We start from the raw sequence: 24,398 nt of genomic DNA on the forward strand, positions 1-24,398 counted from the left end.
TATGTCTGTCTTTGCTGGTAGTCATAAACACGACCGTTTGCCTATCCCTTATGGTAAGGGGGAAACAATGTCCGGTGTTTCAGGGGGCTCGTTCAGCAGCATAGAGCGTCACCACCAGGAAGGGCGATTTCGGAGGCCCATTGACGACTTAGATGCACCGTTGGCGTCTCGGCCTTTCGTAATCAACGGCGACCTTACATCCAAGTGTTTCGCGGGTAAGAACCTCTGACAATCCAATAATTGATGCTGCTATGCGAGGGGGATCGAAATCGCCCGGAACCGACCCGGCACGGATCACCGCAAGGTGGTCCCAGCGGCGATGCTGGTCCGTGGCAATAGGTACACCCCGCGCCTGCGGACCTTGACGGCGAGCTCATCGTCAGAAGGTGGAGGTCTCAGTAACTGCTCCTCATTCTCTGGTACGGACTCACCGGCACCTGCAGCAAGCGGAGCGCGCAGGTGCAACCCCGGAGAAGGGAGTGCTGGAGCAGGGCGTTGAGATGGCCGCCATCTCGATCTACGACAGCGAAGAAGTCAGGAAGCCGCTGTACATCGGCAGATGATCGAATGTCGGCGGTGACGGTCTGAACGGTACGTAGATAGATCGACGGAGCTGTAGATGACCGCTTTTGATTGGCAGCGCATGTTGATGGATGAGTTTCCCGTCGCTTTTCTCGGTGAGGTCGCATTCCGTGCGCTTTTTGCGTTTGTCATCGTATTTCTCTTCCTGAAAATCAGCGGTCGCCGTGGCGTTCGGCAGTTGTCGCTATTTGAACTAGTCGTAATTCTTACGCTTGGTTCCGCCGCGGGCGACGTCTCGTTCTACGAAGATGTACCCTTGCTGCCTATCACCGCTGTGTTCGCTACGCTGTTATTGCTCTATCGGCTCACCGTTCTGATCATGAGCCACAGCGTCCGGTTTTCCGACTGGATGGAAGGCAAGCCAGTCACGATCATTAGAGATGGTCTTTATGAGCTGCACAGCTTGAACCGCTTGAACATCTCGGCTGACGAGTTTTTCATGGAGCTGCGTGTACAAGGCGTTGAGCATCTTGGTCAGGTGCGCCTGGGCATACTTGAAACAGATGGCAATGTAAGTCTTTTTTATTACGCGTCAGAGGTGGTAAAGCCAGGGCTGTCCGTTTTGCCTCCAGAACAACGCCCCACCTATAAGCAAGTTCCAGCCAGCGCCATATATGCGTGTTCGCGCTGTGGCCATATTCAAAGCATAGAAAGCCATCAACACGCGGTCTGCCCTCGTTGCGAGAACACCCAATGGTCCACTGCTTTGAACAACCCCCGGCCGCGCTAATGGCACGCCGCTGCATGCTTCGCTTTAGGCGCCACTGATGAGGGGCACCTGCTCCGTAGGTCGGGGGAAAGGGCACAGCATCAATACTGCGGAGCAAAGACCGGCTAGCGGCTAGCGGCGAACCTAGGGCGTAAATAAAGCTGTTAGGGCTATTGCTTGCCTCGGGCCGATACGATTTTGAGCGTCCGGATTGCTCAATCTATGAACGCCTTCGCTCCATGAACGCTGTCGCATCAAAAAAAGTGCAGCATAGCGGCATTATCTTTCATTATCGCTGATACCTCTTGCGCCATAGCATGGCCGCAGTTCACCGCCGCGATTGCCGTCAGGCCACTGTTAGGACCGGTATCGTCTTAGTCCGGCCTAATCGGCAGTGTCCTGCCTCGACTCGCCCAGATCAGAAAGGCGGAAAAGTCATATGCGCAGCCAGGTTTTGCTCGCGAAGCGCTGGTCGAAGCGCTCAATGAGCTTCTAAGTGCAGAGCGTACCGGCGCAGGTGGCTACCGCCAGCCTCAGCGAGGCGAAAACAGAACTCCAGCGTAGCGTGCTCAGACAGGTGCATTGCGGTGAGGCCGACAGCCAAGTAATTGCGTGATCGCGTGAACATGCGGCTGACCCTGCTCCAGCTCGAGGCGCGCTCTATGAACAATGCATGGTGTTCCCGAACCTTGGAACGTCTCGGGTTGGTTGGTCGTGGGCAAAATGGGGTATTCGCGAGCTGGAAGCGCTTCTTGATGAAGTAACTCACCCGCGGATTCGCGAGCAACTCGGAATCGTTCTTAGAACCCATCATATGAACAGCGATGACTACGGCGCAAAGGTCGGTGAGTTGCACTAGTTGCGGGCAGCCAATCCATGATGTCGGCGCTACAGCGAGGACGAGGAAGCGTGCGAATGGAAACCATCAAACCGGTTGAGGCCGCAAAGATGCATTGTCGACGTTGTATCCGAGCTGCACAGTGTCTGCCCGGCGTATTAAGTAAGTCTGAGATAAAGAAGCTGGAACGGCTCGTAACAAGCGGGCCATTGTTAGACAGAGGGGACGAACTGTTCAGAGCTGGCCAGCCAGCGGAAGCCTTATATGTCATACGATCCGGGGCTGTGCAAAGTTCAACCGCCAATGAACATGGCAGCCAGCAGATCGTCGGGTTCATGCTGGCAGGCGATTTCTTAGGGGTTTCTGCGCTTTATGACGGATCCTATACGACGACCGCAACAGCGATGCAGTCAACCTCGGCATGCAGGATTTCGTTCGACGTGTTGGAGCAGTTCTCGGGCAATTCCGCACTGAACCGTTTCGTGATGCGGCGGCTCGGCCACGAGTTACAGCACTGCAGGTTGGCTCGACTACGGATGGCTGCGCCAAGGTCCAAGACACGGGTCGCCAGGTTCATCTTGCATCATATGACTATGGTGGCTAGCCGGGGCTTATCTGCTACGCGCTTTCGCCTCCCGATGGCCAGATGGCAGATAGCGAATCACCTGGGTTTAGCTATCGAGTCACTGTCGCGGGAGCTAGCCAGCTTTCGCGCTCACGGAATTTTGGAAGTACGAAACAGGGAAGTGGTCGTCCGTGACGTTGCTCGGCTTCAGCGTTTAGCTGACGGCCTGCCGCATGAAGGCGGCGCTCCCATCGTGAAAATGACTGGTGGCAGGCGACCGAACAAACTTCAAGCCGTTTGAAGTTGGCAAGCGGAGCGGCGATGGCTCCAGCCGAGATTATCTTTGTTTTGCGGAAGTTCGTTCACCATCGCGACCGTGGTGTGCAGAACGTTTCGGTCGCTATATCAGGCGCTAGGCCGAAGCCGGGGTAGATCTGTCGGAGGGCAACGTGAGCGACTGCCATGACACCGCGTTGGCCGAGACTATTAACGACCTTCACAAAGCCAAGGTGATCCGCATCTACCGTCCCCGGGGACGACTTGATCTGGTCCAGAACAAAAACGCCCGGTGCGTTGCGCCGGGCGTCTGTGGACCGCTGATCCTGAACGCTATTAGGTCGAATTCAGGGCTAACGGTTCGCGCTGCCTCAGCGAGGCAGGTCGCGCTGAGGATGACCGGTATACAGCTGGCGTGGACGACCGATCTTCTGACCCATCGCAATCATTTCTTTCCAGTGCGAGATCCAGCCGACAGTACGTGCCAGCGCGAAAATCACGGTGAACATACTGGTTGGAATGCCAATCGCCTTGAGAATGATACCGGAGTAGAAGTCAACGTTCGGGTAGAGGTTGCGTTCGGCGAAGTAGGGATCGTTCAGCGCGATCTCTTCAAGCTTCATTGCAAGCTCGAGCTGCGGATCGTTGATGCCGAGTTCGCTCAGTACTTCGTCGCAGGTCTGCTTCATGACCTTTGCGCGTGGATCGAAGTTCTTGTAAACGCGGTGTCCAAAGCCCATCAGCTTGAACGGATCGTTCTTGTCCTTAGCCTTGGCCAGGAATTTTTCGATGTTCGAAACGTCGCCAATCTCGTCCAGCATAGTGAGTACGGCTTCGTTGGCGCCGCCATGTGCCGGACCCCAAAGTGCGGCAATGCCAGCCGCGATGCAGGCGAACGGATTAGCGCCAGTTGAACCGGCCAGGCGGACGGTGGACGTCGAAGCGTTCTGCTCATGGTCCGCATGCAGAATGAAGATGCGATCCATGGCTTTGGCCAGAACCGGGCTGATCGGCTTCACTTCGCATGGTGTGTTGAACATCATATGCAGGAAGTTTTCAGCGTAGTTCAGGTCGTTGCGTGGATACATCATCGGCTGACCCATGGAGTACTTGTAAACCATGGCAGCGAGGGTCGGCATTTTCGCGACCAGGCGCACTGCAGAAATCTCGCGGTGGTGCGGGTCGTTGATGTCCAAGGAGTCGTGATAGAAGGCAGAGAGCGCGCCTACCACGCCGCACATGATTGCCATCGGATGCGCATCACGGCGAAAGCCGTTGAGGAATGACTTGAGCTGCTCATGAACCATTGTGTGGTTCTTGACGGTGCTGATGAATTTCGCCTTTTCTTCGGCGGTCGGCAGTTCGCCGTTTAGCAGCAGGTAACAGGTCTCGAGATAATCGGCTTTTTCGGCCAGCTGCTCAATCGGGTAGCCGCGATGCAGCAGAATTCCCTTGTCACCATCAATATAGGTGATTTTGGATTCGCAAGAGGCGGTGGACATGAAGCCGGGGTCGAAGGTGAAGCGACCCGTGGAGGTCAAGCCTCGTACGTCGATTACGTCGGGCCCTACGGTGCCGGATAGAACGGGCAGTTCGATGGCGTCTGCGCCTTCGATGATCAACTGCGCTTTGTTGTCAGCCATGTATGGCCTCCTGTTTTATGCTTGGAATCATCATGGCCCCCCACGCAGGGCCCGCATCACTATAGTGAGATAAATCACAAAGTCAATTTGGGCTGGCCGCTAGCTGTAGAGGGGTTTAGGGTTGAATTCGCATCACAGAAAAAGCTATTTACGCGAATTACAAACCGAGGCGCCATCCGCCTTTAGTGGCACTTCACCACATTGTCATTAGCGACCTAACTGTTTATAATCGACGACCGACCGGCAGGGGCCTAACAGGCAGTTTCCTGTGGGTTGTCACTCGTGGGTGGCGGGTACCGCTGCGTGCTCTTCCCAACAACTTTGCCCTGCGGTTTCGGGGCTCTCAAGTGTGAAAAAAAGCCGTGAAAAGCCAACGACCTGTAAACCTAGATCTTAGGACAATAAAACTCCCAATCACTGCGTACACCTCAATCCTTCACCGCGTTTCCGGCGTGATCTTGTTTGTTGGTGTGGCCGTCCTGCTGCTAGCGCTTGATGCCTCTTTGTCTTCTGCTGAAGGCTTCGAGGAGGTCAAGGCGTATCTCGGTAGTCCGCTGGCGAAGCTGGTGGTATGGGCTCTGCTCTCTGCGTTGCTGTATCACCTGGTGGCCGGTGTGCGCCATTTGGTCATGGATACCGGCCACGGCGAAACGCTGGAAGGCGGGAAGCTGGGCTCGAAAATCGTTTTGGCCGTATCGGCTGTGCTGATCGTTCTGGCGGGAGTTTGGATATGGTAACCAATGTCACCAACTTTTCCCGTTCAGGGCTTTACGATTGGATGGCTCAGCGCGTTTCAGCGGTTGTCCTGGCGGCTTATTTTCTCTTCCTGATCGGATACCTGATGGTAAATCCGGGGCTGGAGTACGCTCAGTGGCACGCGTTGTTCTCCGCCCAGTGGATGCGCATCTTTAGTCTCCTTGCACTCGTTGCCCTCAGTGTTCATGCATGGGTTGGTATGTGGACGATTTCCACTGACTACCTGACCAACATGGCTATCGGAAAGTGGGCTACCGGCGTGCGTTTTCTCTTCCAGGCGGTGTGTGGCATAGCCATGTTCACTTTCTTCGTCTGGGGCGTGCAGATTCTTTGGGGTATCTGATCCATGGCTAGCATTCGTACTCTTTCTTATGACGCCATCATCATTGGTGGCGGTGGCGCGGGCATGCGCGCTGCGCTGCAATTGGCTCAAGGTGGCCATAAAACTGCGGTGGTGACCAAGGTTTTCCCGACTCGCTCGCATACCGTATCAGCACAAGGTGGCATTACCTGTGCCATCGCCTCGGCCGATCCGAACGATGATTGGCGCTGGCATATGTACGATACCGTCAAGGGCTCCGATTATATTGGCGACCAGGATGCTATCGAATACATGTGTTCCGTTGGTCCGGAGGCTGTGTTCGAACTGGAGCACATGGGCTTGCCATTCTCCCGTACCGAACAGGGTCGCATCTATCAGCGTCCATTCGGTGGTCAGTCCAAGGACTACGGAAAGGGGGGGCAGGCTGCTCGCACCTGCGCGGCCGCTGACCGTACCGGTCATGCACTGCTGCATACCCTGTATCAGGCCAACCTGAAGGCGGGCACGTCCTTCCTTAATGAGTGGTACGGCGTGGACCTGGTGAAGAACCAGGATGGCGCTATCGTTGGCATCATTGCGATCTGCATTGAAAACGGCGAAACAGTCTATATCCGCTCCAAGGCCGTGGTTCTGGCTACTGGTGGTGCGGGCCGTATCTACGCGTCGACGACCAACGCCCTGATCAATACTGGTGACGGTATCGGTATGGCGCTGCGTGCCGGTGTTCCGGTTCAGGACATCGAAATGTGGCAGTTCCACCCGACCGGTATTGCCGGTGCTGGCGTACTGGTGACCGAAGGTTGCCGCGGCGAGGGTGGTTACCTGATCAACAAGCATGGCGAGCGTTTCATGGAGCGTTATGCTCCAAACGCGAAGGATCTGGCGGGTCGTGACGTGGTTGCACGGTCGATGGTCAAGGAAATCCTGGCTGGTAACGGTTGTGGTCCGGACGGCGATCACGTGATGCTGAAGCTCGACCACCTCGGTGAGGAGGTGCTGCACAGCCGCCTGCCTGGTATCTGCGAGCTGTCGAAGACCTTCGCGCATGTCGATCCTGTTACTGCTCCAGTGCCTGTGGTTCCGACCTGTCACTACATGATGGGTGGCATCGCCACTAACATTCATGGCCAGGCGATGACCCAGGATGCTAACGGAAACGACAAGATTATCGATGGGTTGTTCGCAGTAGGCGAAGTGGCATGCGTATCGGTTCATGGTGCCAATCGTTTGGGTGGCAACTCGCTGCTTGATCTTGTTGTATTCGGTCGCGCGGCTGGTCTCCATCTGGAGAAAGCCCTGAAGGACGGTATCGAGCACCGCGGTGCGACTGAAACCGATCTGGACGTTGCGCTGAATCGCCTCGCCAGTCTGAACGAGCGGACCGAGGGCGAAGACGTCGCGTCGTTACGCAAAGAGCTTCAGAGCTGCATGCAGAACTACTTTGGCGTATTCCGTACGGGCGAGTACATGCAGAAAGGCATCGCTCAGCTTGCCGATCTGCGCCAGCGCATCGCTACGGTCAAGATCTCCGACAAGAGCCAGGCCTTCAACACCGCGCGTATCGAGGCTTTGGAGCTACAGAACCTGCTGGAAGTGGCTGAAGCAACTGCCATCGCTGCAGAGAATCGCAAGGAATCGCGCGGCGCGCATGCTCGCGAGGATTTCGAAGAGCGGGATGACGAAAACTGGCTGTGCCACACCCTGTACTTCCCGGGTGAGAAGCGCGTAGCTAAGCGTGCCGTGAATTTCTCTCCGAAGACTGTTCCGACTTTCGAGCCTAAGGTTCGGACTTACTGAGGTCGCCGATATGTTGCAAGTGAGCGTTTATCGCTATAACCCGGATAAAGACGTAAAGCCCTACATGCAGGACTTCCAGGTCAATACCGACGGTAAAGACCTGATGGTGCTCGACGTGCTTGCCCTCATCAAGGAACAGGACGAAGGCTTCTCTTATCGTCGCTCGTGCCGTGAAGGGGTTTGTGGCTCCGACGGCATGAACCTGAACGGCAAGAATGGACTGGCCTGTATTACGCCGCTGTCGTCTGTGGTCAAAGGCAACAAGCTGGTCGTTCGTCCGCTACCTGGTTTGCCAGTTATTCGTGACTTGGCCGTCGATATGGGCATCTTCTATAAGCAGTACGAGAAGGTTCGGCCTTATTTGATGAACGATACGCCTGCTCCGGCTATCGAACGTCTGCAAAGCCCGGAAGATCGCGAGAAGCTGGACGGTCTGTACGAGTGCATCCTGTGTGCTTGCTGCTCGACCAGCTGCCCTTCCTTCTGGTGGAACCCTGACAAGTTCCTCGGTCCCGCTGCGCTGCTGCAGGCCTATCGTTTCTTGGCCGACAGCCGCGACACCGAGACCGAGAATCGTCTGTCTGAGTTGGATGATCCGTTCAGCGTGTTTCGCTGCCGGGGCATCATGAACTGTGTGAGCGTCTGCCCGAAAGGGTTGAATCCGACCAAGGCCATTGGCCATGTGCGGAACATGCTCCTGCAGAGCGCAACCTGATACTCGGAGGTGTCTGCGAGTACTGATAGTAGTTGCAGACCCTTGATGCTTCACCGCGACACCTACGGCGCCAGAGTTCAAACGACGGCGCCGCAGTCTTAGTAGGAACCCCAGCTCACAAAGCCGTGGTTTCGCTCTGAAAATTTGATGACCAGCAGGGGCATCCGGGGTGGTTCTCGGAAACTATCTGCGCGGTCCGTAGTGGCTTTACCTGGGTCGCTGCTTCAGAACTTGGGAAGTCATGCTGCGGTCTCCACGCTGGTGGTGTCTCCTTATCGAAGGTGACCAGACATGCAAGAAAGCGTAATGCAGCGCATGTGGGACAGTGCCCACCTATCCGGTGGTAACGCTGCCTATGTGGAAGAGCTATATGAGCTCTACCTGCACGATCCCAACGCTGTGCCCGAAGAGTGGCGCACCTACTTCCAGAAGCTGCCCGTCAGTGGCGGGGCTGCGGCCGACGTATCGCATTCGACAATCCGCGATCACTTCGTCCTGCTGGCCAAGAACCAGCGTCGTGCCCAGCCCGTTTCGGCAGGCAGCGTCAGTAGCGAGCATGAGAAGAAGCAGGTCGAAGTTCTACGTCTGATCCAGGCGTACCGGATGCGTGGCCATCAGGCTGCCCAGCTCGACCCGCTCGGTCTGCAACAACGGCCCGCTCCAGCTGACCTGGCCATTAACAACTACGGGTTGACCGACGCGGACCTGGATACGGTTTTCCGTACCGGCGACTTGGCCATGGGCAAAGATCAGGCAACCTTGCGTGAGATCCACCAGGCGCTGCAAGAGACTTATTGCCGCACTATTGGGGCTGAATTTACCCACATCGTGGACTCGGACCAGCGCAACTGGTTTCTGCAGAGGCTCGAAAGTGTTCGTGGCCGCCCGTCCTTCTCGCCTGAAATCAAGAGTCACCTGCTTGAGCGCCTGACCGCAGCCGAGGGCCTGGAAAAGTACCTGGGTACCAAGTATCCAGGTACCAAGCGGTTTGGCCTGGAAGGTGGTGAGAGTCTGATTCCATTGCTGGATGAAATAATCCAACGCTCAGGCTCCTACGGCACTAAGGAGATCGTAATTGGCATGGCCCACCGTGGCCGCCTCAACGTCCTGGTCAACACCTTTGGTAAGAACCCGCGCGACCTGTTCGACGAGTTTGAAGGCAAGAAGGTCGAAGGGCTCAGTTCCGGTGACGTGAAGTATCACCAGGGGTTCTCTTCCAACGTGATGACCCCGGGTGGCGAAATACACCTGGCGATGGCGTTCAACCCGTCGCACCTGGAAATCGTGTCGCCGGTGGTTGAGGGCTCCGTTCGTGCCCGTCAGGATCGCCGGTGTGATGCGGTTGGTGACAAGGTGCTGCCGGTCACGATTCACGGGGATGCCGCCGTGGCGGGGCAGGGCGTTGTCATGGAAACCTTCCAGATGTCCCAGACTCGTGCCTATCGCACGGGGGGTACCATCCGGATCGTGATCAACAATCAGGTTGGCTTTACCACCAACAAGCAAGAAGACGCGCGCTCTACTGAGTATGCGACTGACGTTGCAAAAATGATCCAGGCGCCGATCTTCCACGTAAATGCGGATGATCCTGAAGCTGTTCTGTTCGTCACGCAGCTTGCCGTCGATTACCGGATGCAGTTCAAGCGTGACATCGTCATCGACCTGATCTGCTACCGCCGTCGCGGTCATAACGAAGCGGATGAGCCCAGCGGCACTCAGCCACTGATGTATCAGAAAATCTCTAAACAACGCACCACGCGCGAGCTCTATGCCGATGCGTTGACGCAGACCAACGTGCTCGACAACGAGCGCGTTCAGGCCAAGGTTGACGAGTACCGGACTGCGCTGGATAACGGCCTTCACGTCGTCAAGAGCCTGGTCAAAGAGCCGAACAAGGAATTGTTCGTTGATTGGCGTCCATATCTGGGCCATACCTGGACCGCTCGTTACGACACGCGGTTCGAACTGAAGGCGTTGCAGGAACTGTCCAGCAAGATGCTGACGGTGCCGGAAGGCTTCGTGGTTCAGCGTCAGGTGTCGAAGATTCTCGAAGACCGTCAGAAGATGGGTGCCGGTGCGCTCGCCATCAACTGGGGCTATGCCGAGACACTGGCTTATGCAACCCTGCTGTTCGAAGGCCACCCGGTTCGCATCAGTGGCCAGGACGTCGGTCGCGGCACCTTCTCGCACCGTCACGCGGCGTTGCACAACCAGAAGGATGGCAGCACCTATATTCCACTTCAGCATCTTTATGAAGGTCAGCCTCGCTTCGACCTGTACGACTCCTTCCTATCGGAAGAGGCAGTACTAGCGTTTGAGTACGGCTATGCCACTACCATGCCCAACGCACTGGTGGTGTGGGAAGCGCAGTTCGGGGACTTCGCGAATGGTGCTCAGGTCGTGATCGACCAGTTCATCACCAGTGGCGAGCACAAATGGGGCCGGCTGTGCGGGCTGACCATGCTGTTGCCGCATGGTTACGAAGGGCAAGGTCCGGAGCACTCGTCCGCGCGTTTGGAACGCTACCTGCAGCTGTGCGCCGAGCACAACATCCAGGTCTGTGTACCGACGACACCTGCTCAGGTCTATCACATGCTGCGTCGGCAGGCGATCCGTCCCCTGCGCAAGCCTCTGGTAGCGCTGACGCCGAAGTCACTGCTGCGCCACAAGCTGGCGACCTCGACCCTGGAAGACCTGACTCAAGGCTCGTTCCTGACAGTGATCCCCGAGATCGATCAGATCGATCCAGGCAAGGTCGAACGCGTTGTCATGTGCAGCGGCAAGGTCTATTACGATCTGCTGGACAAGCGCCGCAGTGAAGGTCGTGACGACATCGCAATTGTTCGTCTGGAACAGCTGTATCCGTTTCCGGAAGAGGACCTGGCGGAGGTGCTAGCGCCTTACCAGAACCTCAAGAACATCGTCTGGTGTCAGGAAGAACCGATGAATCAGGGCGCCTGGTATTGCAGCCAGCATCACATGCGTCGCGTTGCCATCGCACACAAGAAAGAGCTGTTCTTGCAATACGCGGGTCGTGAAGCGTCTGCTGCGCCTGCAGTCGGTTATGCCTCCATGCACGCAGAGCAACAGGAAAAACTGCTGCAGGACGCCTTCACCGTTTAATCATTCTTGCAAGAGGCCGCGGACACCGCGGCCTCTATGTAAAACCGAATCAAATAGGACCCAGCTAATGGCTATCGAGATCAAAGCCCCTCAATTTCCGGAATCGGTTGCTGACGGCACAGTTGCGACCTGGCACAAACAGCCGGGCGATGCGGTAAAGCGTGACGAATTGATTGTCGACATCGAGACCGACAAGGTCGTTATGGAAGTGCTGGCCGAAGCGGACGGCGTGCTGAGTGAAATCGTCAAAAACGAAGGCGATACCGTGCTCAGCGGCGAGCTGCTTGGCAAGCTGGATGCGGGCGCTACTGCCTCTGCTCCTGCCGCTCCAGCTGCTGCACCTGCACAAGCCAACGCTCCTGCTGCGGGCCCCGCTACCGGTGGAGAAGATGCCATCCTCGCGCCTGCAGCCCGCAAGCTGGCCGAAGAAAACGGCATCGACCCGAACAGCGTGAAGGGCACCGGCAAAGACGGACGCGTCACCAAAGAAGATCTGGTCGCCGCTATCGAGGCCAAGAAGTCCGCCCCGGCTTCAAGCAAGCCTGCCGCCAGCACTGCTGCTGCTCCTGTCACCACTGGTGGTGATCGGACCGAGAAGCGCGTGCCGATGACCCGCCTACGTGCCAAGGTGGCTGAGCGTTTGGTCGAGGCACAGTCGAACATGGCGATGCTGACGACCTTCAATGAAGTCGACATGACTGAGGTCATGGCGCTGCGTTCGAAGTACAAGGATCTTTTCGAGAAGACCCACAATGGCGTACGCCTGGGCTTCATGTCTTTCTTCGTCAAAGCGTCCGTCGAGGCGCTGAAGCGCTTCCCGGCGGTCAACGCCTCGATTGATGGTACCGACATCGTCTATCACGGTTATCAGGACATCGGCGTCGCCGTTTCCAGTGACCGTGGTCTGGTCGTACCGGTCCTGCGCAATGCGGAGCTGATGAATCTGGCTGAAGTCGAAAGCGGCATTGCGACCTTTGGCAAGAAGGCCCGTGATGGCAAATTGTCGATCGACGAAATGACCGGAGGTACCTTCACTATCACCAACGGCGGTACGTTCGGTTCGATGATGTCGACCCCAATCGTCAACCCGCCGCAAGCCGCCATCCTGGGCATGCACAACATTCTGCAACGCCCGATGGCCATCAACGGTCAAGTGGTCATTCGTCCCATGATGTACTTGGCGTTGTCCTATGATCATCGCCTGATCGACGGCAAGGAAGCGGTCAGCTTCCTGGTGACCATCAAGAACCTGCTGGAAGATCCGGCCCGTCTGCTGCTGGATATCTAAAAGACAGTTACAAGTAGCAAGTGGTCGCTGTACGAAAGGCAGCGCACTTGCGGCTTGTAGCGTGTCGCTTGCCGCTTAGAAAAGAGGATTCGTAATGAGCCAGAAATTCGACGTCGTCGTCATCGGTGCCGGCCCCGGCGGTTATGTAGCAGCCATTCGCGCAGCCCAATTGGGTTTGAAGACCGCCTGCATCGAGAAGTACCAGGGCAAGGAAGGCAAGACCGCGCTTGGTGGCACTTGCCTGAACGTCGGCTGCATTCCGTCCAAGGCGCTGCTGGACAGCTCCTACAAGTTCCACGAAGCCCATGAGAGCTTCAAGGTTCATGGGATCAGTACCGGCGAAGTGGCCATGGACGTTCCGACCATGGTGGCCCGAAAGGACCAGATCGTTAAGAACCTCACCGGCGGTGTTGCTGGTCTGTTGAAGGCAAACGGTGTGACCGTGTTCGAAGGCCACGGCAAGCTGCTCAGCGGCAAGCAGGTCGAAGTTACCGGCCTCGACGGCAACGCCCAAGTGCTGGGTGCGGAAAATGTAATTCTGGCGTCCGGTTCCAAGCCAGTCGACATTCCGCCTGCACCGGTTGACCAGAACATCATCGTTGACTCCACCGGCGCACTGGATTTCCAAAGCGTCCCGGCCAAGCTTGGCGTTATCGGCGCTGGCGTTATCGGCCTAGAACTGGGCTCGGTGTGGGCGCGTCTTGGTGCGGAGGTAACCGTTCTCGAAGCAATGGACAAGTTCCTGCCTGCCGCTGACGAGCAGATTTCAAAGGAAGCCTTCAAAGTACTGAGCAAGCAGGGGTTGAAGATTCTGCTTGGCGCTCGGGTCACTGGCTCTCAGGTGAACGGCAATCAGGTTACCGTCAACTTCACCAACGCCGAAGGCGAGCAGCAGCAGACCTTCGACAAGCTGATCGTTGCAGTCGGGCGCCGTCCGGTGACCACCGATTTGCTCGCCGCTGATGCGGGTGTCGATATGGACGAGCGCGGCTTCATTTTCGTCGATGATCAGTGCGCAACCAGCGTGCCAGGCGTTTACGCCATTGGTGACGTGGTCCGTGGAGCCATGCTCGCGCACAAGGCCTCGGAAGAGGGTGTGATGGTCGCCGAGCGTATCGCTGGTCACAAGTCGCAAATGAACTACGACTTGGTTCCGTCGGTCATCTATACCCACCCGGAAATCGCGTGGGTAGGCAAGACCGAGCAGGCGCTGAAGGCTGAGGGCGTTGAAATCAACGTCGGCACTTTCCCGTTCGCTGCCAGCGGTCGCGCTATGGCGGCCAACGACACGGCTGGCTTGGTCAAGGTCATCGCCGATGCTAAAACCGACCGTGTACTCGGCGTACACGTCATGGGTCCGGCTGCGGCTGAACTGGTTCAGCAAGGCGCGATCGGCATGGAGTTCGGTACCAGCGCTGAAGATCTCGGCATGATGGTCTTCTCGCACCCGACCATGTCCGAAGCACTGCACGAAGCTGCACTGGCGGTGAATGGTCACGCTATTCACATCGCCAATCGCAAGAAGCGCTAACAGCGCAGCAGAAAATGGCGGCGTGCACCGGACTCAGCGTCTGGTGCAGCCGCCGAATACCTTCGCGCAAGGTATGACAGGTCCTTGAAAGGTATCCTCGATAGTTTTCAGCGACTTGAGGCGACGGCACCAACAAGTGACGTCTGATGCACATCAAACCGAACGGTAGCTAAGATGAATCTTCACGAATATCAGGGTAAGCAACTGTTTGCCGAATACGGATTGCCAGTTTCCAAAGGCTATGCGGTTGATAGCCCAAAGGAAGCGGCTGAAGCCTGTGACCAAATCGGAGGCACTGAGTGGGTTGTTAAAGCCCAGGTGCACGCAGGCGGTCGTGGCAAAGCGGGTGGCGTAAAGCTGGTTCGTAGCAAGGACGAAGCCCGTGCATTTGCCGAGCAGTGGCTGGATAAGCGCCTGGTCACGTACCAGACTGACGCCAATGGTCAGCCGGTTAGCCGGATTCTCGTTGAAGCGTGCACTGATATCGAGAAAGAGCTGTATTTGGGGGCCGTGGTTGATCGCGCTACCCGTCGTGTGGTCTTCATGGCCTCCACGGAAGGCGGCGTCGATATCGAAAAAGTCGCTCACGACACGCCTGAGAAAATCCTCAAGGCAACCATCGATCCGCTGGTTGGCGCTCAGCCATTCCAGGGGCGTGAGCTGGCATTTAAGCTCGGTCTCAAGGGCGATCAGGTCAAGCAGTTCGTCCATATCTTCGTCGGCCTTGCCAAGCTCTTCGTTGACTACGATCTGGCCTTGCTGGAAGTCAACCCGCTGGTTATCAAGAAAGACGGCAACCTGCATTGTCTCGATGCCAAGCTGAACATCGACAGTAACGCCATCTACCGTCAGCCCAAGCTGCGCGGTATGCAGGATCCGTCGCAGGACGATCCTCGCGAAGCGCACGCTGCCAAGTGGGAGCTCAACTACGTCGCACTAGACGGCAACATCGGCTGCATGGTCAACGGTGCCGGGCTGGCGATGGGCACCATGGACATCGTCAACCTGCACGGTGGCAAGCCTGCGAACTTCCTCGACGTCGGTGGTGGCGCGACCGAAGAACGTGTGACCGAAGCGTTCAAGATCATCCTCTCCGATGACAACGTCGCGGCGGTTCTGGTCAACATCTTCGGCGGCATCGTTCGCTGCGACATGATTGCCGAAGGCATTATTGGCGCGGTGAAGGAAGTCGGCGTCAAAGTACCGGTAGTTGTGCGCCTGGAAGGCAACAACGCCGAGCTCGGCGCCAAAATGCTGGGTGAAAGTGGTCTGAACATCATCGGTGCGACCAGCCTGACCGATGCGGCCATTCAAGTCGTCAAAGCCGCGGAGGGCAAGTAATGAGCGTCCTGATCAATAAAGACACCAAGGTCATCTGCCAGGGCTTCACCGGCTCGCAGGGCACCTTCCACTCCGAGCAGGCTATCGAGTACGGCACCAAAATGGTCGGCGGCGTGACGCCCGGCAAGGGCGGTACTACGCACCTCGGTCTGCCAGTTTTCAACACTGTAAAAGAAGCGGTCGAAGCGACGGGCGCTGATGCGTCGGTTATCTATGTTCCCGCACCCTTCTGCAAGGACTCCATCCTTGAAGCAGTGTTCGGCGGTATCAAGTTGATTGTCTGCATCACCGAAGGCATTCCGACCCTCGACATGCTGGAAGTGAAGATCAAGTGTGACGAGATGGGCGTTCGCCTGATCGGGCCGAACTGCCCGGGCGTAATTACCCCCGGTGAGTGCAAGATCGGTATCCAGCCGGGTCACATCCACCTGCCTGGCAAGGTCGGTATTGTGTCCCGTTCCGGCACCTTGACCTACGAAGCAGTCAAGCAGACCACTGACGCCGGTTTCGGTCAGTCGACCTGCGTAGGTATCGGTGGCGACCCGATTCCAGGTTCGACCTTCATCGATATCCTCCAGCTGTTCCAGGAAGATCCGCAGACCGAAGCAATCGTCATGATTGGCGAGATCGGTGGTTCGGCCGAGGAAGAGGCTGCGGCGTACATCAAGGCAAACGTCACCAAGCCAGTGGTTTCCTACATCGCAGGTGTAACTGCTCCGGCTGGCAAGCGCATGGGCCATGCGGGCGCGATCATCTCCGGCGGCAAGGGAACGGCTGACGAGAAGTTCGCTGCGCTGCAGGACGCTGGCGTGAAGACCGTTCGCTCGCTTGCCGATATCGGCAAAGCGCTGGCGGAAATCACCGGCTGGGAAGTCAAGCAGGCCTGATCTGTACCTAGCGATGCCCGATGCCAGTCAGCTTGTCTGACTGGCATTTTTGTTTCTGCAGGGCAACAAACGGCTTCATGGCATCGTCGTATCGAACCCGCCCAGCACGCGTCCGGCTTCTGCGCCGCCTCTCTTGTGGGCCTTTGATTCCTCGCCCTCGTGGGCCATTTCGATTAAGGTGCGTGCTTTTTTCAGGCGACTCGGCATGGGTCGTAGCTGGAAGCAAGCGCTTATGCGTTCTGCGCGCCGGAATCTTCTGTAGTGGTGATAGTTCAATGACTCGACTGAAAGGCCTCGATTTGCTGGCTCTTGGCTTCATGACGTTCGCGCTGTTTCTTGGCGCCGGCAACATCATTTTTCCACCCAGCGCTGGGCTGGCTGCAGGGCAGTCACTCTGGTCTGCCGCGCTGGGTTTTTTGCTGACAGGCGTCGGTTTACCCTTGCTGACCGTGGTTGCGCTGGCACGGGTTGGCGGCGGCATGGATCGCTTGACGGCGCCACTGGGGCGTGGCGCCGGCACGCTGCTGGCGGTTGCGGTGTACCTGGCTATCGGTCCGCTGTTCGCGACACCCCGGACAGCGGTGGTTTCGTTCGAAATGGGGGTTGCGCCCTTTAGCGGCAACACAGCAATACCCCTTTTCGTTTATACGGTGCTGTTCTTTTCAGCGACTTTGTTCTTGGCAGTGAATCCAGGTCAGCTGGTTAACCGGGTCGGCAAGTTCATCACGCCGGTGCTACTGGCTGCACTATTGGTGCTGGGCGGCGCTGCTGTGTTCGCGCCGGCTGGCGACATCGGGGTGACCGCTGAGAGCTACCGCAACAGCCCGTTGCTGAAAGGATTTCTGGAAGGATATCTGACGATGGATACGCTCGGCGCGCTGGTATTCGGCATCGTGATCGCGACGGCGATCCGTGATCGCGGCGTATCCGATCCCGCGCTGGTGACCCGCTATTCAGTTATTGCCGGCGCAATAGCCGCGCTTGGCCTGTCGCTGGTTTACCTGGCGTTGTTCTACTTGGGTGCAACCAGTCAGGGCATTGCCGGGGAGGCGCAAAACGGCGTGCAGATTCTCACCTCCTATGTACAGCATACGTTCGGTACCCCGGGCAGTCTGCTGCTTGCGGTCGTGATTACGCTCGCCTGTCTGACCACCGCAGTCGGACTGACGACTGCCTGTGGTGAGTTTTTCAGCAGTTTGATTCCGGTTGGCTATCGCACAGTCGTGGTGGTGTTCACCTTGTTCAGCCTGTTGGTAGCCAATCAGGGCCTGACACAGCTGATCAGTGTGTCAGTGCCAGTACTGGTCGGACTCTATCCCCTGGCGATCATGTTGGTGGCACTGAGCTTGCTTGATGGTTGCTGGGTTTCGCCCCGCCGAATTTTTGTCCCGGTGATGGCTGTGACATTGGTTTTCGGTGTCGTGGATGGGTTGTCAGCGGCAGGCTTCAACGATCTGGTTCCGGTTCTGTTCACCCAATTACCGTTGGCCGCGCAGAGCATGGGCTGGCTGGTTCCTGTGCTGGTGACTTTGGCGATTGCGTTCGTGATAGATCGGCTGCTTGGCCGGCGCCGACTCGCGTCATGACGCCTGTGGGTCCTGACGTAAGATTGGCTGCCTAGGTGCCTGGCCAGCGGTTCCGCTGGCTATAATCCGGCGCATGTGTCCAGAGGAATTATCATGCTGATTCCCAATCATTTGCTGCCTCATCTGATAGCTGTCGCGTGGTTCGTGCTGTGCTGGGCCGGCTACACCCGTTACGCAAGCTGGCGAGGCAGGGACACGGCATGCCTTGCTAGCGTCCTGCATCTGTATCGTCAGGACTGGATGCGACGCATGCTGCTGCGCGACAACCGTATTGCCGATGCCAATGTGATCGGCAATCTGGAGCGTAATGCGGGATTTTTCGCATCCAGCACCTTGATCATTCTGGCGGGTATTCTGACCGCGCTGGGTGCGTCGGAACGTGCCGTTTCGCTGTTGGCAGATTTGCCATTTGCACAGCCGGTCAGCCGCGGGCTTTCCGAGATCAAGCTGTTGGCGTTGGCGGTTGTGTTCGTTTACGCGTTTTTCACTTTTAGCTGGTGCATGCGGCAGTACAACTTCGCGGCAGTGCTAGTAGCCTCGGCGCCGATGGCGGGTGAGCGCAACGTGAGTGACCTCGAGCGCAAGTCGTTCGCCGAGCGGGCTGCCAGAGTGATCTCGATGGCCGCAAACCAGTTCAACTTCGGTCTGAGGGCTTATTACTTCGGGATGGCTACCTTGTCCTGGTTCATCCATCCCTGGTTCTTCATGGTGGTGACGACCGGTGTGATGCTGGTTTTGTACCGGCGAGAGTTTCATTCCGATGTACTTAAAGTGATGGTTTTCACGCCAACCTTGCCGGTCGAACAGCCTAAGGAGTAGGGCTCGCGCTGGGAGGGCCGGTAAACTGTGTGGCTTGATCCTTTCTGAGAATTCGCATGAGCGATAGTCTGATACTGGAGCGTACCCAGCGCTTCCTTTTCCTGTTACGCCACTGTCAGGTCCTTGGTATGCGTGTCGAGCAAGCTAACGCCAAGGGGCTCACGCTGCGCCTTCCGTATAGCGAAAAGATCGTCAGCAATCCTGAGACCGGACGCATTCACGGCGGAGCGATCACAACGTTGATGGATACCACTTGCGGTATCTCGACGGCATGCGCACTGCCGGAGCTCGAGATCTGCCCGACGCTTGATTTGCGCATCGACTACATGCATCCCGCCGAGCCGAATCACGATGTGTTTGGCTTTGCCGAATGCTATCGCATGACACCAACGGTGATTTTTACCCGTGGAGTCGCGTATCAGCGCGATATCAATGAGCCAATTGCCCACGTGGTCGGCGCCTTTATGCGCATGGGTAAGAACAGCTTCGTGACAACGTCGGAGACGGCGAAATGAGTCATCTGGACCTCGACGCATTGGTCAGCGAGGCTCACGCCAATAACGATTACGATGCACTCTTGAATATGGTCCCGTACGCCCGGCTCATCGGTATCGAGTGCCTGCGGCTGGGCGATGAGATGGTTTTCCGGCTTCCCAAGAATCAGGACAACATCGGCAATCCTACGCTTCCGGCGATCCACGGCGGCGTAATTGCCGGCTTCATGGAACATGCCGCGATGCTCCATCTGCTGATGTTCATGGGCGCGCCACATTTGCCCAAAATCATCGACTTCTCGATAGATTATCTGCGAGCGGGTCACTATCGTGACACCTTTGCCGCGTGCCAGGTCTGGCGCCAGGGGCGTCGTGTGGCCAATGTTGCCGTGACAGCCTGGCAAACCAACCAGGCTGAGCCGATCGCAACTGCGCGTTGCCACTTCAAGGTCAACGAGCCCTGATAGGCCCTGCCGGCGCTACTGTAGTCGTCTTGAGGGTGTTGAATGGACGCGTTGCTGATACTGGGTGGGCTGCTGCTGATCGTAGCGGGTCTGATCTGGTTGATTGTTCTGGCGTTTGGTACGGGTTTGTTGTGGGGCGTTGGCAGTCTGCTGCCCCCGCTGACTCTGTTGTATATCGTGCGTCATTGGAGTATTGCCCGGAAGGCGGTGGGGCTGTCCGGTTTGGGTTTTATCCCTCTGGTCGTTGGATTTACCTTGCTTGCCAACCACGAGCCGGAGCGAGTCGCGGCCATCGCCAGTCTCGAATGGCTTGAGACGGATGAGCAGACGCAGAGCCACCAGCTGGGTTTTCGTTTGCATGGCCGGCTCGATGGCCGTCCGTTCAATCCGCAGTTCGGCAGTTATATTGATGGCGTGCTCACGTTGCGCGAAGGTGATCAGCTGTTCGCCCGGCAGGAAGTGAGCATTCGCCTCGGTACAGAACCATCTGGTGCTGTGCAGATCGATGTGCTCCCGGGGGATGTCGATCCCGTCCCGGAGGTCGAAATCAATTGGATGCGTCCAGAGCAAGAGCTTCCTGAGGCGCGCCGAATTCAGAGCGGCTACACCTTGCATCTGAACCTGCAACCGGTGCCGCCGAACAAGCTGGCCGGTGACTTCCATCTGGTCTTGCCGGCCCATTACCACACGAGCCTCAGTGGCCACGTTGAACTGTTCACGGACGATTTGCGCTATCGGGCAGGTCAGGTGGATCTGACTCATGACTCGGCGGGCACGCTCGCTTATGTGGCCAGCGATCATTTGCAGCGGCGGTTCGAGACGCGCGCTGTGACCATCGAAACCCTGGCTCCCGTCAGCTTTCCGGCGTCGAGCCTGGTGCTCTCGGTGCAAGCCAAGATCGAGCGGCGCGCGCGTCTGTTTGAACTGAATGTCAGCAAGGGCGACCAGGGCTGGGCGGTAGAGAATGATAGCTATCCGGCGCTGAGTGCTGCAGCCGAAACACCGCTCAAGGTTGCTGCCGCTCAATCTGAACCACTCCCCAAAAGCACCGCAGCGTCCCGGGTGGATCGTCGCCAGCGGTTTTCCCTGGCGCGGTTGCTGCGCAATCCGGCGCGTTACGAACACATGCAAATACGCGCGCAGACCAAACGAGGTGGCGTCGCGGAAGGGCGCTTCAAGGGGCTCGACCGAGACGGCAACCTGGCGATCCGGCAACGGCTGAAAGGCGCGGGAGAGGCTGTCTTCAATCTCAGTCCGGACGATATCGTTTTGCTTGAGCTACTTGAGCCTTAGTCACTGCTGAATGCCGTCAGCGGGAAGATCGCAGTTCTCCATGTATGGGCTGCACTTGAATTTCCTAGTCAAGCCCCCATCTGTTTTCCATCGCCGCAGTCGCGGTCCGTGCCATTGACGATGTGGAGTTTGCAAGACGATGAGTGTGGAGACTCAAAACAAAGAAACCCTGGGCTTCCAGACCGAAGTGAAGCAGCTGCTTCACCTTATGATTCACTCCTTGTATTCGAACAAGGAAATCTTTCTTCGTGAGTTGATTTCCAACGCCTCGGACGCTGCCGACAAGCTTCGATTCGAAGCACTGGCCAAGCCTGAGCTGCTTGAGGGTGGGGCCGATCTGAAGATTCGCGTCAGCTTCGATAAAGATGCCAAGACTGTCACCCTTGATGACAACGGCATCGGCATGAACCGCGAAGATGTCATTACCCATCTGGGCACTATCGCCAAGTCGGGTACGGCTGATTTCATGAAGCACCTGACTGGAGACCAGAAGAAGGACTCACACCTGATTGGTCAGTTCGGCGTCGGCTTCTATTCCGCTTTTATCGTCGCGGAGCAGGTTGAAGTATTCAGCCGCCGTGCGGGCACCTCTGCAGAGGAAGGCGTGTACTGGTCTTCGAAGGGCGAGGGCGATTTCGAGGTTGCCAACATCAACAAGGCGGAGCGTGGCACCCGCATCGTTCTGCACCTCAAGTCTGGTGAGGAAGAATTCGCTGATGGTTGGCGTCTTCGCAACATCATCAAGAAATACTCCGACCACATCGCACTGCCGATCGAGTTGCCTAAGGAGTTTCATGGCGAGGAGAAAGACAAGCCTTCAGAGGCCGAGTGGGAAACGGTCAACCGAGCCAGTGCACTTTGGACCCGTCCACGCACCGAGGTGAAGGACGAGGAGTATCAGGAGTTCTACAAGCACGTCGGGCACGATTTCGAGAATCCGTTGGCCTGGAGCCACAACAAGGTCGAGGGCAAGCTTGAATACACCTCGCTGTTGTTCGTACCTGGCCGCGCGCCTTTCGACCTGTACCAGCGCGAAGCACCCAAGGGGCTGAAACTTTACGTCCAGCGGGTCTTCATCATGGATCAGGCGGATGAGTTCCTGCCGTTGTACCTGCGCTTCATCAAGGGTGTGGTCGATTCCAACGATCTTTCGCTGAACGTTTCCCGCGAGATCCTGCAGAAGGATCCGGTAATCGATTCGATGAAGTCGGCGCTGACCAAGCGCGTGCTCGACATGCTGGACAAGCTGGCTAAAGACAAGCCGGAAGACTACAAGAACTTCTGGAAGCAGTTCGGCCAGGTCCTGAAAGAGGGGCCGGCGGAAGACTTCGCCAACAAGGAGAAGATTGCCGGTCTGCTGCGTTTCGCTTCCACCCAGGATGCATCTGGCGAGCAAAGTGTGTCGCTGGCTGATTACCTGGGTCGCGTCAAGGAAGGCCAGGACAAGGTTTACTACCTCACTGGCGAGTCCTATGCGCAGGTCAAGAACAGCCCGCACCTGGAAGTCTTCCGCAAGAAGGGTATCGAAGTCTTGCTGCTGACTGACCGCATAGATGAATGGCTGATGAGCTACCTGACCGAGTTTGACGGCAAGCAATTCGTTGACGTCGCGCGTGGTGACCTTGATCTCGGAAAGCTGGACACGGAAGAGGACAAGAAGGCTCAGGAAGAAATCGCCAAGACGAAGGAAGGACTGGTCGAGCGTCTCAAGACAGCGCTGGGTGACGAGGTTGCAGAGGTGCGTGTGTCCCATCGCCTGACTGATTCGCCAGCAATTCTGGCGATCGGAGAACAGGACCTGGGCTTGCAGATGCGCCAGATCCTCGAAGCCAGTGGGCAGAAAGTACCGGAGTCGAAGCCGATTTTTGAAATCAACCCGGCACACCCGCTGATCGAGAAGCTTGATGCCGAGCCAGACGAAGATCGTTTCGCCGACTTGTCACACATCCTCTTCGATCAGGCCGCACTCGCGGCTGGGGATAGCCTGAAAGACCCTGCTGCTTACGTGCAGCGTCTCAACAAGCTATTGGTTGAGCTGTCGGCTTAAATTGGCAGCGTTATGAAGGAGGCCCGTCAGTGACGGGCCTTTTTTCGTTTTGGCTGGACGGGTTCGATCATTTGCAAGAGGGCGTGCTATTCGTTGAGCGATACGACCTCAGTGAACCGCCTAGACGTGAGGTGGTCTATCCGCTTGGCTGTTAGGAGGTCATTTGTTGTTCAACTTAAGAAACTGTCTGGCGGCATTCTGTTTGATCGCTTCGATCGCACCGGTTCACGCTCGCGACTATCACTACAGCGACGCTCACCTGCATTTCGTTGATTTCTTCCAAGAAAGCGACGGGATGAGCAGACTGCTCAAAGCCATGGACGCTGGCAATATCGATCACGTGATGATCAGCGGAATTCCTGTTGCCAAGAAATGGCATGAGAACGAACCCAAGCGGCCACGTTATTACGCCGGTGACGATGCGCCGGTCTATTGGTATAGCGCGACCGACGTAGTGGTTGCTGCTGCGCTGAAAGAGCTGGACGAGCAGGAACGGCGAAGATTTCATCCGTTTCTGTCTGGCTTCAACCCTAACGACAAGAATGCCGATGCGCATATCCGTCGAATGTTGGATCTGGACCCAGGCCTTTGGCAGGGCCTAGGTGAGATATTTACCCGGCATGATGACGTCACCGCTCTAACCGAAGGCGACACTCCACGCGCCAACAATGAAGCGCTGACACGTGTCTATCATCTCGCTGCCGAATACGACCTGCCGGTGATGTTGCACTCCAACATCACATCCAAGCGTGAGCGCAACCCGCTTTATCTAGGTGAACTGGAAGATGCGCTGCGAAACCATCCGCATACACGTTTCATCTGGGCGCATGCAGGGACGAGCATGGAGCTGCATCGGCATCAAGAGAAGCTCGAGTTCCTGCTCCCCACCGTCAAGCGGCTACTGGACGATTATCCGAACCTCTACATTGATCTGTCCTGGACCATGCTTCGACCCTATCTTCTGGACGAGTCGAACGCGCCGGTTTCCGAGTGGGTTTCATTGGTTGAAAAACACCCAACGCGGTTCATGATTGGCTCAGATGTGGTGGGGCGTTTCGAGGGGCTTGGAGATGGCATGCGGGCCTTCGATCCATTCCTGGATGCGTTGCCCGAGAAAGTGGCTCGGAAAGTCGCACGGGACAACTTTCTTTCAATCTTGCCAAAGAAGTCGACTAAGCAATCCAGTCAGGACTGATGGCTTAATAATGGCTTTTTTTGGCCGGACGACCACTTGTCGAAACCCGTAGGGTTTCGCCGGTTCCACCTATTAAGGTTTGCTGTCCTGTTCCGATAGCTACACGGTCACCGCTGCGGCTTGCAGC

Annotated in this window: 19 protein-coding genes; 18 read left to right on the forward strand and 1 reads right to left on the reverse strand. The window is 57.0% G+C overall.

The genetic code is table 11. The features are described 5' to 3' along the window. Nucleotides 1-619 precede the first annotated feature (619 nt). Together BUE09_RS04390 and BUE09_RS04400 are read left to right on the forward strand one after the other, a co-directional pair. A complete protein-coding gene (locus BUE09_RS04390; RefSeq protein WP_073299501.1) occupies nucleotides 620-1,312 on the forward strand; it encodes a YetF domain-containing protein in 693 nt (230 codons plus the stop codon). 894 nt (nucleotides 1,313-2,206) lie between these two features. Beyond that, nucleotides 2,207-2,995, forward strand: a complete 789-nt coding sequence (locus BUE09_RS04400) for a cyclic nucleotide-binding domain-containing protein (protein WP_073299503.1) — start codon at nucleotides 2,207-2,209, stop codon at nucleotides 2,993-2,995. Nucleotides 2,996-3,341: 346 nt separating this feature from the next. Here the strand turns inward: BUE09_RS04400 and gltA are convergent, their stop codons facing one another. Then, nucleotides 3,342-4,613, reverse strand: coding sequence for a citrate synthase (gene gltA / locus BUE09_RS04405; RefSeq protein ID WP_019339407.1), 1,272 nt, complete (start codon nucleotides 4,611-4,613; stop codon nucleotides 3,342-3,344). 362 nt (nucleotides 4,614-4,975) lie between these two features. Here gltA and sdhC point away from each other — a divergent pair, with 362 nt between their 5' ends. The 16 genes from sdhC to BUE09_RS04485 all read left to right on the forward strand — a co-directional run bounded on the left by sdhC (nucleotide 4,976) and on the right by BUE09_RS04485 (nucleotide 24,271). Beyond that, nucleotides 4,976-5,350: a succinate dehydrogenase, cytochrome b556 subunit gene (gene sdhC, locus BUE09_RS04410; RefSeq protein WP_029404578.1), complete on the forward strand. Its 375-nt coding sequence runs from the start codon at nucleotides 4,976-4,978 to the stop codon at nucleotides 5,348-5,350. Beyond that, nucleotides 5,344-5,712, forward strand: a complete 369-nt coding sequence (sdhD, locus tag BUE09_RS04415; protein ID WP_073299504.1) for a succinate dehydrogenase, hydrophobic membrane anchor protein — start codon at nucleotides 5,344-5,346, stop codon at nucleotides 5,710-5,712. The genes sdhC and sdhD overlap by 7 nt, the downstream gene beginning before the upstream one ends. A 3-nt stretch (nucleotides 5,713-5,715) precedes the next feature. Beyond that, complete coding sequence (sdhA, locus tag BUE09_RS04420) at nucleotides 5,716-7,488, forward strand: succinate dehydrogenase flavoprotein subunit (protein WP_073299505.1); 1,773 nt, start codon at nucleotides 5,716-5,718, stop codon at nucleotides 7,486-7,488. Nucleotides 7,489-7,498: 10 nt separating this feature from the next. Beyond that, entirely contained in the window at nucleotides 7,499-8,203 is a 705-nt protein-coding gene (locus tag BUE09_RS04425) for a succinate dehydrogenase iron-sulfur subunit (protein ID WP_073299506.1), read from the forward strand. Between the two features lie 291 nt (nucleotides 8,204-8,494). Then, complete coding sequence (locus tag BUE09_RS04430) at nucleotides 8,495-11,326, forward strand: 2-oxoglutarate dehydrogenase E1 component (protein ID WP_073299507.1); 2,832 nt, start codon at nucleotides 8,495-8,497, stop codon at nucleotides 11,324-11,326. Between the two features lie 67 nt (nucleotides 11,327-11,393). Further along, nucleotides 11,394-12,614 (forward strand): 2-oxoglutarate dehydrogenase complex dihydrolipoyllysine-residue succinyltransferase, encoded by a 1,221-nt coding sequence (gene odhB / locus BUE09_RS04435; RefSeq protein ID WP_073299508.1) that lies wholly within the window; start codon nucleotides 11,394-11,396, stop codon nucleotides 12,612-12,614. Between the two features lie 94 nt (nucleotides 12,615-12,708). Further along, complete coding sequence (gene lpdA / locus BUE09_RS04440; RefSeq protein ID WP_073299509.1) at nucleotides 12,709-14,145, forward strand: dihydrolipoyl dehydrogenase; 1,437 nt, start codon at nucleotides 12,709-12,711, stop codon at nucleotides 14,143-14,145. 174 nt (nucleotides 14,146-14,319) lie between these two features. Then, complete coding sequence (gene sucC / locus BUE09_RS04445; protein WP_073299510.1) at nucleotides 14,320-15,486, forward strand: ADP-forming succinate--CoA ligase subunit beta; 1,167 nt, start codon at nucleotides 14,320-14,322, stop codon at nucleotides 15,484-15,486. Continuing rightward, nucleotides 15,486-16,373: a succinate--CoA ligase subunit alpha gene (gene sucD / locus BUE09_RS04450; RefSeq protein WP_073299511.1), complete on the forward strand. Its 888-nt coding sequence runs from the start codon at nucleotides 15,486-15,488 to the stop codon at nucleotides 16,371-16,373. Before sucC ends, sucD begins: the two co-directional genes overlap by 1 nt. 275 nt (nucleotides 16,374-16,648) lie before the next feature. After that, nucleotides 16,649-17,959, forward strand: a complete 1,311-nt coding sequence (gene brnQ, locus BUE09_RS04455) for a branched-chain amino acid transport system II carrier protein (protein WP_073299512.1) — start codon at nucleotides 16,649-16,651, stop codon at nucleotides 17,957-17,959. A 93-nt stretch (nucleotides 17,960-18,052) separates the two neighbouring features. Then, nucleotides 18,053-18,778, forward strand: a complete 726-nt coding sequence (locus tag BUE09_RS04460) for a DUF599 domain-containing protein (RefSeq protein WP_073299513.1) — start codon at nucleotides 18,053-18,055, stop codon at nucleotides 18,776-18,778. 56 nt (nucleotides 18,779-18,834) lie between these two features. Continuing rightward, on the forward strand, nucleotides 18,835-19,293 hold the full coding sequence (locus BUE09_RS04465) for a PaaI family thioesterase (protein ID WP_073299514.1): 459 nt from the start codon (nucleotides 18,835-18,837) through the stop codon (nucleotides 19,291-19,293). Next, on the forward strand, nucleotides 19,290-19,736 hold the full coding sequence (locus BUE09_RS04470) for a PaaI family thioesterase (RefSeq protein ID WP_073299515.1): 447 nt from the start codon (nucleotides 19,290-19,292) through the stop codon (nucleotides 19,734-19,736). Before BUE09_RS04465 ends, BUE09_RS04470 begins: the two co-directional genes overlap by 4 nt. A 42-nt stretch (nucleotides 19,737-19,778) precedes the next feature. Further along, nucleotides 19,779-21,029: an MFS transporter gene (locus BUE09_RS04475; protein WP_073299516.1), complete on the forward strand. Its 1,251-nt coding sequence runs from the start codon at nucleotides 19,779-19,781 to the stop codon at nucleotides 21,027-21,029. 139 nt (nucleotides 21,030-21,168) lie between these two features. Further along, complete coding sequence (gene htpG / locus BUE09_RS04480) at nucleotides 21,169-23,076, forward strand: molecular chaperone HtpG (protein WP_073299517.1); 1,908 nt, start codon at nucleotides 21,169-21,171, stop codon at nucleotides 23,074-23,076. Nucleotides 23,077-23,278: 202 nt separating this feature from the next. Continuing rightward, nucleotides 23,279-24,271, forward strand: a complete 993-nt coding sequence (locus BUE09_RS04485; RefSeq protein ID WP_143164635.1) for an amidohydrolase family protein — start codon at nucleotides 23,279-23,281, stop codon at nucleotides 24,269-24,271. Nucleotides 24,272-24,398: the final 127 nt, after the last annotated feature.

Source organism: Stutzerimonas xanthomarina DSM 18231 (assembly GCF_900129835.1).
Lineage (GTDB): Bacteria > Pseudomonadota > Gammaproteobacteria > Pseudomonadales > Pseudomonadaceae > Stutzerimonas > Stutzerimonas xanthomarina.